This is a genomic window from Gordonia sesuvii (genome assembly GCF_036350415.1).
In the GTDB taxonomy this organism is placed as follows: Bacteria; Actinomycetota; Actinomycetes; order Mycobacteriales; family Mycobacteriaceae; genus Gordonia; species Gordonia sesuvii.
On sequence record NZ_JAZDUF010000003.1, the window covers coordinates 1 to 12,917 of the forward strand.

12 protein-coding genes are annotated in these 12,917 nt (G+C 67.2%); 3 read left to right on the top strand and 9 right to left on the bottom strand.

The window, feature by feature from the left end; all coding sequences use genetic code 11:
• Positions 1 to 214: 214 nt before the first annotated feature.
• The 6 genes from VZC37_RS10895 to VZC37_RS10920 form a co-directional block, all read right to left on the bottom strand.
• Complete coding sequence (locus VZC37_RS10895) at positions 215 to 961, bottom strand: sirohydrochlorin chelatase (RefSeq protein ID WP_330432526.1); 747 nt, start codon at positions 959 to 961, stop codon at positions 215 to 217.
• Positions 958 to 2,139: a uroporphyrinogen-III synthase gene (locus VZC37_RS10900; RefSeq protein WP_330432527.1), complete on the bottom strand. Its 1,182-nt coding sequence runs from the start codon at positions 2,137 to 2,139 to the stop codon at positions 958 to 960. The genes VZC37_RS10895 and VZC37_RS10900 overlap by 4 nt, the downstream gene beginning before the upstream one ends.
• Entirely contained in the window at positions 2,136 to 2,570 is a 435-nt protein-coding gene (nirD, locus tag VZC37_RS10905) for a nitrite reductase small subunit NirD (protein ID WP_330432528.1), read from the bottom strand. The genes VZC37_RS10900 and nirD overlap by 4 nt, the downstream gene beginning before the upstream one ends.
• Positions 2,567 to 5,095 (bottom strand): nitrite reductase large subunit NirB, encoded by a 2,529-nt coding sequence (nirB, locus tag VZC37_RS10910; protein WP_431309402.1) that lies wholly within the window; start codon positions 5,093 to 5,095, stop codon positions 2,567 to 2,569. Before nirB ends, nirD begins: the two co-directional genes overlap by 4 nt.
• An 82-nt stretch (positions 5,096 to 5,177) precedes the next feature.
• Entirely contained in the window at positions 5,178 to 6,650 is a 1,473-nt protein-coding gene (locus VZC37_RS10915) for a nitrate/nitrite transporter (protein WP_330432530.1), read from the bottom strand.
• Between the two features lie 175 nt (positions 6,651 to 6,825).
• Complete coding sequence (locus tag VZC37_RS10920) at positions 6,826 to 7,680, bottom strand: TIGR02569 family protein (protein WP_330432531.1); 855 nt, start codon at positions 7,678 to 7,680, stop codon at positions 6,826 to 6,828.
• A 150-nt stretch (positions 7,681 to 7,830) separates the two neighbouring features.
• Between VZC37_RS10920 and sigJ the strand changes: the two genes are divergently transcribed.
• Positions 7,831 to 8,787 (top strand): RNA polymerase sigma factor SigJ, encoded by a 957-nt coding sequence (gene sigJ, locus VZC37_RS10925; RefSeq protein ID WP_330432532.1) that lies wholly within the window; start codon positions 7,831 to 7,833, stop codon positions 8,785 to 8,787.
• Complete coding sequence (locus tag VZC37_RS10930; RefSeq protein WP_330432534.1) at positions 8,775 to 9,254, top strand: SRPBCC family protein; 480 nt, start codon at positions 8,775 to 8,777, stop codon at positions 9,252 to 9,254. The genes sigJ and VZC37_RS10930 overlap by 13 nt, the downstream gene beginning before the upstream one ends.
• Before the next feature lies 1 nt (position 9,255).
• Here the strand turns inward: VZC37_RS10930 and moeZ are convergent, their stop codons facing one another.
• Both moeZ and VZC37_RS10940 read right to left on the bottom strand, forming a co-directional pair.
• Entirely contained in the window at positions 9,256 to 10,431 is a 1,176-nt protein-coding gene (gene moeZ, locus VZC37_RS10935) for an adenylyltransferase/sulfurtransferase MoeZ (protein ID WP_330432536.1), read from the bottom strand.
• Positions 10,432 to 10,540: 109 nt separating this feature from the next.
• Positions 10,541 to 11,620, bottom strand: coding sequence for a DUF3152 domain-containing protein (locus VZC37_RS10940; RefSeq protein ID WP_431309403.1), 1,080 nt, complete (start codon positions 11,618 to 11,620; stop codon positions 10,541 to 10,543).
• 167 nt (positions 11,621 to 11,787) lie between these two features.
• Between VZC37_RS10940 and fasR the strand changes: the two genes are divergently transcribed.
• The gene (fasR, locus tag VZC37_RS10945) at positions 11,788 to 12,453 is read left to right on the top strand and encodes an HTH-type transcriptional activator FasR (RefSeq protein ID WP_330432537.1); all 666 of its coding nucleotides are present in this window, start codon (positions 11,788 to 11,790) and stop codon (positions 12,451 to 12,453) included.
• Positions 12,454 to 12,530: 77 nt separating this feature from the next.
• Here fasR and VZC37_RS10950 read toward each other — a convergent pair whose 3' ends face one another.
• Positions 12,531 to 12,764: a DUF3107 domain-containing protein gene (locus VZC37_RS10950; protein WP_330432538.1), complete on the bottom strand. Its 234-nt coding sequence runs from the start codon at positions 12,762 to 12,764 to the stop codon at positions 12,531 to 12,533.
• Positions 12,765 to 12,917 lie beyond the last annotated feature (153 nt).

Genomic DNA, 12,917 nt, shown 5'->3' on the forward strand with positions numbered 1-12,917 from the left:
AATCCGCGGTTGTCGCGGGCGTATTTGGTTTCGTCACAAATTCTGAATCATGCCCCGACAACCGCTCTGAACTGCGCAAACACGCCGCAGCATTCTCACCAACCGCGATCTACGGCTGTAGTACTAGCGGCTCGCTCCTACTCGACCAGCGGTAGAAGGGAGCGCGGCCGGGCGGTGAGAGGAGTGCGGCCGGTCGACCAATGGAATGGATTAGTCAGCCCCGGATGGGTGCCTGCCGGCGGTAGGGACTCACGGCCGCGCGCATGCGCGTGACGATGAGGTCGACGATGCGACGGTCCGCGCCGAGCGGGTCGGCGACGGCGTCGGCGCCGTAGGTGTGCAGTCGCTGATGAAACAGCCCGGGCGCCAACAGGTAGCTGGCGATCACCACCCGGCGGCCGCGGCGCGCGGCACGTTCCACCGCCTCCGGAACCGTCGGGGTAGCCGTCGTGATGAACCCCACCTCGACCCGCCCACCGATGATCGACTCGAGCTGCCGCGCAGCGAGATGAACCTGGCCACAAGCACTCTCGTCGGAGGAACCGGCAGCGGCGAGTACGACGGAGTCACCGGGTTCCCATCCCGCCTCGACCAACCGCAGTCGCGCGACGTCGGCGATCGCCGGGTCCGGCCCGAGCGCACGCGTCACCACCGTGTCGGTACGCCCGGCGGCCTCGACATGGTGCGGGAGATCTTTGCGCACATGGTATCCCGAGGCGAGGAACGCCGGCACCAGCACCGCGGGTCGGTCGACGTCGCCGATGACCTCCGCCGGCGTGGGGCCGAGGACGTCGACGAACGCGGTCCGGGTGGTCCCGACGCGCTCGCCGACCTTCTCGGCGATCTCCGCGATGACGTTGACGCCATGGGGATTCCGGGTCCCGTGTGCAACGAGGACCGGGCTGATGTCACGCAGCCGGTCACCGAACGGCAGGTATTGACGGGCATGACGATGTCTCACTCGCCGTCCTCCTCTCCCTCGTACTCCAGGTCGACCGCGAGCCGGTATCCCCGCTTGACCACGGTCTGGATCATCTTCGGATCACCCAGCGCGTTGCGCAGTCGGGCCACCGCCACTTCCACGGCATGGGTGTCGGAACTGTCGCCGGGCAGTCCGGCCAGCAGTTCCTGGCGCGAGACCACTCGGCCGGGCGACGCCGCCAACGCCTTGAGCATGATCAGGCTGGTCGCCGACAACTCGCGCAGCTCCCCGTCGACGATCACCGCCTGTCCTCGAATCGCGGTGTCGTGGCCGTGGACTCGCAAGTTGTGGCTTCTCCGGGGCAGCTCGTCGGTGATCAGCCGCGCAAGCGCGCCGAGCCGAAACCGTTTCGGGTAGGTGGTGGGGATCTGCAGCGCCTCGAGCGGACCGGCGGTCACCGAGCCCACACACATCACCGGCACCGCGGTACGCATGGCGTGCAGGAACTGCTGCAATTTCCCGAGCTCCTTGGCACGCGTGAGGATCGATGCGGCGGCCGGCGCGCTGGTGAAGGTGATGGCGTCGATGTCACCACGGATCACGGCGCCGATCATCCGGTCGATGCGATCCACGTCGGGATGCATGTTCCAGCGGTACACCGGGATCGGCAGCACCTCGGCGCCTGCGGCGCGCAGCACGGCGCAGAAGTCGGGCAGCGGCTCCCATTCGGTCGTCGCTCCGTGCAACTGCACCGCGATACGCACACCGTCGACTCCCTCTTCCAGGAGACGGTCGAGGACCTCCGACGACGATTCGCTCTCCGGCGACCACTCCTCGCGGAGTCCGGCCGCACGGATCGCGCCCTTCGCCTTGGGCCCGCGCGCGATGAGCCGGCTCTTGCCCAACGCGGTGATCAGCGGCTCGGCACTCCCCCACCCGTCGGCGGCCTCGACCCAACCGCGGAAGCCGATCCCGGTGGTGGCCACCATCAGATCCGGCGGGTCGCCGATGATCGTCTCGGTGACCTCTTCCAGTTCGGTGTCGTCCACCAGCGGCAGGATGCGGATCGTGGGTGCCGCCAGCACCTCTGCGCCGCGGCGGGTGAGCAATGCCGCGAACTCTTCGGCGCGGCGCGCCGCGGTGATCCCGATCGTGAATCCGGCAAGGGGCAGCGTCTCGGCGTCGTCGGCGAGGGCCGAATCTCTCCTGTTGTTCATCGGCGCTGGAAGTACACCTCGACGATGTCGTCGACGACACGTACGGCGTAGCTGGGCACCGACATCGACTCGTCGTCGAGGCAGATACCGGTACGCAGGGAGAACACCTGCTTGCCCAGCGGACTCGCGACGGTCGGTTCGCCGCCGCGATCACCGGCCACCCCGCGCGACAGGACCGCGGCACGGGAGAACGGGTCGATGTTGCCGACGGCGTAGAGCCGGGTCCGTCCGACGACGGCCTCACGGTCGGTCTCCACCGCGGGGATGCGGAACAACGCTGCCTGCTCGAAGTCCGGGCCGAGAACACCCGCCCCTCGCCCGATCGCCAGGTCCGCGATCGCGCACGCGCGCACCCAAGTGCCGGGCACCGCATCGGGGGAGGTCGTCGGGTCTGCGGGCTCGTTCGCCGCCGACTGCTCAGCGACTGTCATGTCGGCACTCCTTCTCGTTCGGTGGCCTCGCGGACGTCGAGCTCCCCGTCGGCGCGGGTGGGCATCGACGGCATGTCGAGCAGGACCGGGATCTTGCGTTCGGTGTCGGCGTCGGTGAACTGGATCGTCGGGTCGACCACCTCCGGTGCGTTCACGAACGAGACGAAGCGCTTGAGCTTCTCCTCGTCCTCGAGTACCGCTGCCCACTCGTCGCGGTAGCCGTCGACATGGCGTTCCATGGCCGCTTCCAGATCGGCCGCGAGACCCAGGCTGTCGTCGCAGACCACCGCCTTCAGATGATCGAGTCCGCCCTCCATCGCCTCCAGCCACGGCGCGGTGCGCTGCAGGCGATCAGCGGTGCGGATGTAGAACATCAGGTACCGATCAATGTAGGCGACCAGCGTCTGGTCATCCACTCCACTGGCCAGCAGCTGGGCGTGCTTCGGGCTCTGCCCACCGTTGCCGGCGACGTAGAGATTCCACCCGTTCTCGGTGGCGATGACACCGACGTCCTTGCCGCGAGCCTCGGCGCATTCGCGGGCGCAGCCCGATACGCCGAACTTCAGTTTGTGCGGCGACCGCAGTCCGCGATACCGCTTCTCCAACAGGACGGCCATGCCCACCGAATCCTGGACGCCGTAGCGGCACCAGGTGGACCCGACGCAGCTCTTCACGGTACGCAGGCTCTTGCCGTAGGCGTGCCCGGATTCCATGCCGGCGTCCACGAGGCGACGCCAGATCTCCGGGAGCTGGTCGACGCGGGCCCCGAACAGGTCGATGCGCTGACCACCGGTGATCTTGGTGTACAGACCGAAGTCGCGGGCGATCTCGCCGATCACGATGAGCTGTTCGGGAGTGACCTCCCCGCCCGGCATGCGCGGGACGACCGAGTAGGAGCCGTTCTTCTGCATGTTGGCGAGGAAGTGGTCGTTGGTGTCCTGCAGGGACGCCTGCTCGCCGTCGAGGATGTGGTCGCTCGACGTGGAGGCCAGGATGGACGCCACCGTCGGCTTGCAGATGTCGCAGCCCTGTCCGGTTCCGTACCGCTCGATGATCTCGGAGAACGTACGGATGCCGGTCACCGACACGATTTCGAACAACTCCGCGCGGGACTGCTCGAAGTGCTCGCACAGGGCCTTGGACAGCTCCACACCCGACGCCGCGAGCAGCGACTTGATGCTCGGCAGGCAGCCGCCGCAGGTGGTGCCGGCGCAGGTGGTCTTCTTGATGTCGGCGATCTCGCAGGCGCCGTCGGCGATGGCCGAGCAGATGGTGCCTTTGGAAACCCCGTTGCACGAGCAGATCTCGGCCTCGTCGGGCAGCGCGTCGACGCCCACCGCGGGACCCGAGGCGGGCGCGATGAGTGCCGCCGGGTCGCCGGGGATCTCGCTACCGACCATCGGCTTGAGCAGTGCGTACGCCGACGCGTCGCCCACCAGGATGCCGCCGAGCAGCGTCTTCGCATCGTCGGAGACGACGACCTTGGCGTACTTGCCGGCGACCGGGTCGTGGTAGACGATCTCCAGCGCGTTCTCGGTGGTCGCCATCGCGTCACCGAAGCTGGCGACGTCCACACCCAGCAACTTCAGCTTCGTCGACATGTCGGCGCCGGGGAACGTGGTCTGCTGGCCGAGGAGTTGGTCGGCGACGACCTCGGCCGTGCTGTATCCCGGCGCGACGAGGCCGTAGCAGCGGCCCTCCACCGCGGCCACCTCGCCGATCGCGTACACGTCGGGATCGTCGGTGCGGCACGAGGTGTCGACAAGCACGCCGCCCCGCTCGGCGACCGCGAGACCCGCATCGCGGGCGACCTGGTCACGCGGACGCACACCCGCCGAGAACACCACCACCGCGGCGTCGAGTTCGGTGTCGTCGGACAGGGTCACGGTGAGACCGCCCGACTCCGAGTCGGCGATGTCCGCCGTGCCGACCCCGGTGTGCACCGTGAGGCCGAGGTCGGTGACGAGGTTCTCGAGCACCGAGCCGCCGCCGTCATCGACCTGCATCGGCATCAGTCGCGGCGCGAACTCCACGACGTGCGGCGACATACCCATCAGCTTCAGGGCGTTCGCCGCCTCCAGACCGAGCAGACCACCGCCGACGACGATGCCGGGTGCGCCCGGGCCGGCGGCGTCGGCCGCCGCCCGGATCGCATCCAGGTCGTCGAGAGTCCGGTACACGAAGCACTTCTCGTTGTCGTGCCCCGGCACCGGCGGGACGAAGGCGTACGAACCGGTCGCGAGCACGAGTGCGTCGTACCCGATCTCGCGGCCGGTCGACGTGATCACCCGACGACCGGCGCGGTCGACATCGGTGACAGCCTCCCCCAGGTGGGTGATCACCTGAGGGTCGCCGACGTAGGTGTTGCCGTCGAGTGCCAGCGAATCCCGCTGCCAGGAACCGACGTACGAGGACAGCCCGACCCGGTCATAGGCGGGATCGGCCTCTTCCGAGACCACCTCGATTCGCCAGGTGTTGTCGGTGTCTCGGGTACGGAGGGTCTGTACGAAACGGTGACCCACCATGCCGTGGCCGACCACGACGACTGTCTTGGATGCGTTGGTCACTGGTAACTCCTTGATGTTTCCGGTCTGGGGCGGCGGTAGCTCAGGCCATCGCCTTGTCGGCGGGTCCCGAACCGTCCTTGGTCTCGGAGGCCGCCGTGTTCTCCGCGGCCACCTGCAGGTCGGTGGTCTCGCTGATGACCATCGGGCGGCGGACGTAGAACAGGTAGGTGATCACACCGGCGAGGACGTAGAAGCCCATGAAGATCCAGAACGCCACGGTGGCCGACTGATTCGACTGATAGCTGGCACGCAGCACCAGGTTGATGCCCACACCGCCGAGTCCACCTGCGGCACCGGCGATTCCGATGAGGGCGCCGGACATGCTGCGTGACCACTTGGTCTTGCCGAGGGCGTTGAGACCGCTCAGCTCCTTGGACTTGTTCTCCCAGATGGTCGGGATGATCTTGTAGACCGAGCCGTTGGAGATGCCGGAGAGCAGGAACAGCAGGATGAAGCCGATGACGAACGCGGTGAGCGTCCCACCGCTGATGGCGCCGTTGCTGTCGGCGATGGTGCCGGCGATCACGAGGATCGACGCAGACAGGGTCATCGCGGCGAAGCACCACAAGGTCACCTTGCCGCCGCCGATGCGGTCGGCGAGCTTGCCTCCGTAGGGCCGGGAGATGGAACCCAGCAGCGGTCCGATCCAGGCGATCTGAGCGGCGGCCAGGGCGGGCTTTTCTGCGCCTGCCTCGGTGAAGCTGATGTTGAGCACCTGGGCGAATGCGAATCCGAAGCCGATGAACGAGCCGAAGGTGCCGATGTAGAGCAGGCAGATCAGCCAGGTGTCCTTGTGCTTCAGGCAGTCGATCATCGCGCGGCCGCTGGAGGTCTGGTGATCCAGGTTGTCCATGTAGATCGCGGCGCCGACGCCGGCGACGGCGAGCGCGACGAGGTAGATGGCACAGACGATCTCGGGCTGGTCGGCGAAGAGCCAGATCACGGCCAGACCGATCAGCTGGACGACCGGCACGCCGATGTTGCCGCCACCCGCGTTGAGGCCCAGGGCCCATCCCTTGAGACGCTGCGGATAGAACGCGTTGATGTTGGTCATCGAGCTGGCGAAGTTGCCGCCACCGAAGCCGGTCATCGCGGCGACGGCCAGGAACCACCCGAAGCCGAACTCGCCCGGATTCATCATCAGCATCATCGTCAGCCCGGTCGGGATGAGCAGCACGATGGCACTGAAGATCGCCCAGTTACGTCCGCCGAAGATCGCGGTCGCCTGGGTATAGGGAATCCGCAGGCAGGAACCGACGAAGGTGGCGGTGGCCGCGATGATGAACTTCTGATCCAGGGAGATGCCGTACTCGGGTCCCATGAACAGGGCCATCACCGAGAACAGCGACCACACCGAGAATCCGACGTGTTCGCAGATGACCGACCAGATCAGGTTGCGCTTGGCGATGGCAGCGTTGCCGTTGTCCCAGGCTTCGCGGTCCTCCGGGTCCCAGTCGGTGATCCGGTGGTCGCGCGCCAACGCGGTCCGCACGGAGGCGGGCAGTACGGGCATGAGTCATCCAATCGTTTGAGTGAGGCTGATTGACCGACGACTCTGTCGGACGATTGGTGACAAAGTTAGGGAGGCTGTGTTGCCGGGATTTTCCCTCGCGTGACCTGAGAGTCACGTTGTGCTCACATCCGGAGCGATCCGATGTGAGAAGGAAGTGGTGGACGCTGACCTGCGACTACAGCATCAGACGGACGAGATCGACCACTCGTTGCAGGCCCGGAAGTGCGCCTGAGGTGGCACGGGGATGTAACGCGTGGACGGCCAGACGAAACATGACGGCGCGCAGCATCATCTGCGACCACTCGGGCTGATCGGCCCAGCGTCGCACGAGATCGTCGTCGGCGCCACCCCATGCCAGGGAGTCGACAACGACCACCGCGGCCGCCCACGAGGCCGGCCGCCAGTACGGAACGATGTCAGTGATCCCGGGCGCCGCGGCCCCGGCGAACAGCACGGTGCCGAACAGGTCTCCGTGCACCACCTGCGACTCGAGAGAGACGTTCTTACGAAGGGTGGCAAGGGTTTTCAGAATCTGAACGCTGTCCTGGCCGTCCGGAGTGGTCGGCTCGCCCAGACCGGCCGCCCGCGCGGTGCGCAGCGGGACGTCCTCCCAGGCCGCCCGGTCCGCGGCGGTGAACACGTCGACGTCGGTGTGCGGCGGCGCCGGCGATTGCAGCAGGAATCGGGGCCGTTCCAGGCCCGCGGTGGCCGCGTGCAGTCGGTCGGCGACGAGGACGACCTCGTCGTGGCGCGGCTCGGGAGCACCGGCGATGTAGGTGTCCGCCCGCCAGCCGGACACCACATAGCGGCCGTCGGTGGCGCGGAAGGGTCGCGCGATGCGCAGGCCTTCGACGTACAGGTTCTCGCGGACCGTCGCCGACCAGGCGGCCCGGGCGTGATCGGGGACCAGCGACAACACGACCTCGCCGACCCGCCACCCGCCGATCCAGGAGTCGCCCATCTGGATCGGCGGATGTGCGGTCAGCCCGAACGTGTTCAGCACGTGTTCGGGTGGCTCGACGGTGTTCACACCTGCAGAGATTACCGAGCGTTGCAGGCGAAATGCGGCAGCGACTCGGTGCGGCGTACACACCCGCTCACGCACGACACCGGAACCTGATGTGATGGACGACACACTCAAGTCACGTCACACCACGGCCGGGCGCGGTGTCATTGGTACGTGTCCGAGGCTTCCGCGACCGACCACGACAGGGTCTTCACCGAGTTGCGTCCACTCCTGTTCACCGTGGCCTACGACATCCTCGGCTCCGCCACCGATGCCGAAGACGTCATCCACGACTGTTACCTGCGCTGGCGCGCCCAGGACGCCGGTCCGATAGCCGATCCGCGTGCCTATCTGGTGACGGCGGTGAGTCGTACCGGACTCAACCACCTGCGCACCCTTCGCCGCAGGCGCGAGACGTATGTGGGCAACTGGCTACCGGAGCCCATCCGGACCGAACCCCATCGGGGCACCGGTGACGCCGCCGACGATGTCGTACTGGCCGAGTCGGTGTCGATGGCCATGCTGCTGGTCCTCGAGACGCTGTCACCGGTCGAGCGGACCGTGTTCGTGCTGCACGAGGTCTTCGACTATCCGCACGATGAGATCGCGGCGATCGTCGACAGGTCGCCGGCCACCGTGCGGCAGATCGCCCATCGGGCGCGTGGACACATCTCAGCCAGACGACCACGCGCGGCGGCGCGCCGGCCCGGCAACCACGATGATCGCGACCGTCAGGAACACGAGCTGGTGGTCCGGTTCCTACACGCCTCCCGCACCGGCGACCTCGGCGAACTGCTGTCGGTGCTCGCCTCGGACGTGGTGCACATGTCCGATGGCGGCGGGCAGGTCACCGCGGCACGGCACGCGTTGTACGGCGCCGACCGGGTGGCCGCCTTCTCCATCGGCCTCGCGCGATCGGCGATGTCGGGCGCCCACGCCGAACTCGCACGATTCAACGAGGCCCCCGCGGCCGTGTTCCGGGTCGACGACGTCGTCGACTCGGTTGCGGTGTTCGACTGCCGCGACGACCACATCGTCGGGGTGTACGCCATCCGCAATCCCGACAAGCTGCACCGTATCGACGACCTCCATCGACTCGACAGAGGAAGGACATCACCATGGAAACCGTGACCGCCGAGCGCATCATCGACGCCCCGATCGAGCGGGTGTTCGACTGGATCAGCAACGCGCACAACTACACCCGCATCCCACTCGTGCTGACCGAACGCCTGGCCACACCGGGCCGCGAGGCGCCGTATGGCACCGGCGCGGTACGCGTCCTCGGTTGGGCGGTCGGCTGGTTCTGGGAGCGGATCACCGCCTACGATCCGCCGCACTCGTTCGACTACGACGTGTACCGCAGCCTTCCACCATCCCGACATCGCGAAGGCCGGGTCACATTCGACAGCGCGACCGGCGACGACGGCGTCGCGGCCACCTGTGTCGTTTGGCGGACGACCTTCGAACTGTCCATCCCGGTGATCGGCGGCTTCCTCACGCGACGCGTCGGCGTCCCGCTGATGACCTACGCGTTCCGCCGGATACTCGACGAGGCCGAGCGCGAACTCGTCACGGAGCGCACCCAGGTGATCGACTAGATCAGTAGACCGGCAGCGTCTTGTCGACCTGGTTGGCCCACGCGGTGACTCCGCCCTGCAGGTGGGTGGCATCCGCGAAGCCGGCACGTTTGAGAGCGGCGAGCGCCTCGGCCGACCGGACGCCGGTCTTGCAGTAGAGCACCGTCGGCCGATCCTGGGGAAGTTTGGCCAGACCGGCGCCCGAGAGGATTTCGTCCTTCGGGATGAGGGTCGCGCCGTCGATGTGGACGATGTCCCACTCCACCGGCTCACGGACGTCGACGATCGCGAGTCGGTCACCCGCGTCGATCTTCTCCTTGAGTTCGGCGGCGGTCAGGGTCGAACCGTCCGCGGCGTCGGCGGCCTCGGTGGACACCACACCGCAGAAGTCGTCGTAGTCGATGAGTTCGGTGACCCGCTCGCCTTCCGGATCCTTGCGGATCTTGATCGTCCGGTAGCTCATGTCGAGCGCGTCGTACACCATCAGTCGTCCGAGGAGGGGGTCACCGATACCGCAGATGAGTTTGATGGCCTCGGTACCCATGATGGAGCCGATCGAGGCACACAGGATGCCCAGCACGCCGCCCTCGGCGCACGACGGCACCATCCCGGGCGGCGGGGCCTGCGGATAGAGGTCGCGGTAGTTGAGTCCCCGTCCGTCCGGGGCGTCCTCCCAGAACACCGACGCCTGGCCCTCGAACCGGAAGATCGATCCCCACACATACGGCTTGTGCGCCAGCACCGCCGCATCGTTCACGAGGTAGCGGGTGGCGAAGTTGTCGGTGCCGTCGAGGATCAGGTCGTACTTCGAGAACAGCTCGATCGCACCTTCGGGCTCCAGACGCTCGTCGTGGATGTTCACGGTGACGAACGGGTTGATCTCGATGATCGAGTCGCGCGCGCTCTCCGCCTTCGGACGCCCGATGTCGGACTGGCCGTGGATCACCTGGCGCTGCAGGTTCGACTCGTCGACCACGTCGAACTCGACGATGCCGATCGTGCCGACACCCGCCGCGGCCAGGTACAGCAGGGTCGGCGAGCCGAGTCCGCCCGCGCCGATGACGAGCACCTTCGCGTTCTTCAGCCTTTTCTGACCGTCCATCCCCACGTCGGGGATGATCAGATGGCGGCTGTAGCGGGCCACCTCTTCGTTGGACAATTCCGCTGCGGGCTCGACCAGCGGTGGCAAGGACGACACAGGCTCCTCCAGTACGTCTGACGATCTTCGGCGATCTCGTTCTGCATGATCTCCACTCGGGCGATCTGCTTCAGGGCGATCTACTGAGTCAACAGCTGCGACCGCACGGTCATTCCGAATCCGCCCGGACCGCTCCGCCGTTCGGGAACGGCCACGGATTCGGCTTACACACCAGACTGCGGTTCGCCTGCATGTCGGGATCGAGCGCCATGATCTCGCTGTTGGCCACCCCGAACGACTGCTGCATCATGACGGGGGCCAGTGCGCCGTCTTCCCGGCAGGGCTCGTGCGCCTCGTAGCCGATTCCGTGACCCGTCTCGTGATTGATGAGGTATTGCCGGTAGGACAGGTCGTCGCCGCTGTAGGACAGCGCGCCGCGCACCCATCGCGCCTCGTTGAGCGTGACCCGCTCTTCCGGCGGGTAGAAACACGACGTCTCGAGTTGGATCTGATAGCCGCACAGCTCCCGGGTGGTGGCCGGCGAGGCCAACGTGATGCGGAGGTCCGGGTCGCCTGCGTCGATTCGCCGGAAGCTGACCTTGCCGTCACCGATCCAACTGCGAGGGTTGGCGAGGGTGGAGTCGACCATCCTCGCGAACGACTGGTCACCGCCGAAGTCACGGGCATTCACGCCGTTCTCCACTTCGACGGTGTAGGTGTACACCTCACCGCCTGTCCCTACTTGTGGGCCGGCGCCGCGAACGACGTGGTAGGTCTCGCGACCCTGCTCGGTGTAGGGCCCACCTGCGGGCAGCGTCCCCGCGGGCAGCGCCTCGGGCTCGATGGTGCCGGTCGGCGCACCGACCGGCGCGGTCTCCTCGCTCACGTCGGTGTTGCGCGACGCCTCATCCGGATTGACGTCGGCAGCGGACACGGAGGCCGAATCGTCTGCCGTGCGGACCGTCACGACGATGAGCACGATGGTCAGGATGACCAAGACCGGGATGGCGTAGGCCCGCCACCCGTAGGTCGCGACGAACTTGCCCAGGGCGCTCTGCTTCTTGCGCTCCGGCTGGGCGTCACGATCCACTCGGGCCCGACCGGTGTCGTCGGTGGGGTCCCAACGCGCCCGCAGCGGCTGATCCGGCCTCGGCCGCGGCCTGGCCGTCTGGGCACCGCCGCCGGTGTCTGTTCGCGGACGCCGCGGACCCACATCTCGAGCGCGCACGCGTCCGTCGCCGACCCCCACACCGCTCGTGCCGGCCGTCCCGGCACCTGCGTTCCCGGAGTTCGACCCGCCTCCTGGGTGACTCACAGGACAACCTTCTCACAGGTCAACGCGCATCCGTGGAGCGGAGTGTCGGGGTGGGAGTGTGCGGCTCCGTCGCCGCCGACGGCCGCGAGTACTCTCAACGCATGTCGACCACCACAAATCCGTCGCACGGTGCCGCGCGCAACACACGGCTGCCGCGCAGCGCCCGCCGCATGCAGCTCCTCGACGCGGCGAGCGAGATCTTTGTGGAGCGCGGCTATCACTCGGCGGGCATGGACGAGATCGCGGTCCACGCCGGTGTCAGCAAACCGGTGCTGTACCAGCACTTCCCGTCCAAGCTCGATCTGTACATCGCCGTGGTCGATTCCCACGCCGAGAAGCTCGTCAGCGACGTCAACAGCGCACTGCTGACGACCACCGACAACAAGCAACGCGTCCGGGCCGCGGTGGAGGCGTTCTTCGATTTCATCGACCAGGACAATTCCGGCTATCGCCTCATCTTCTCGTCGGATGCCAAGGACCCTGCGGTCATCCGCCGGGTCGAAGGGGCCACCGAGGCCTGCGTCGACGCCGTCTACGGACTGGTGATGCACGACTCCGGACTCGATCCGTACCGGTCGCGGATGCTGGCGGCGGGCCTGGTGGGTGCCAGCCAGGTCAACGCGCGCTACTGGCTGGAGGCCAAGCGCCCCGTCGACAAGCGCGCGGCGGTGGACACGACGGTCGCGCTGTTGTGGGGCGGTCTGTCGCACGTGCCGCTGCAGGGCACGTCGCCCGAGGGCGAATCCCCCGCCGAACCAGAGGCCTGACACAGAACAGGCCGGCCGCCGTCGAACATGTCGACGGCGGCCGGTCTGTTGATGCGTGGTTCTGGTGAGTCGTCGGCTCAGGTGGCGACGAAACCGACCCGCCGGTTCTCTGTGCTGCCCACCTCTACATAGGCGATCTTCGTCACCGGCACCAGAAAACGGGCACCCTTGTCGTCGGTCAATGCCAGCAGCGACTGATCGCCCGACAGAGCCGCCTCGATTTCCGCATACGCCTTGTCGCTGGTGAGCGCGGTGTGGATGGACAGCTCACGCGGACTGTCGGTGATACCGATCTTCACTTCAACGGCCATGGCCACCCTTCCCGAGTCTTCGCCGCGGCGCGATGTGACGCCGCGCCCGGCACAACATGTCTGCGGACCCAGGCTAGTTCAGACCGTTTCGCGGGCGACACGGGCTCCGCTCACAGCGGAACGCGACCTATCCGGGACCGGACTACCCGAGAC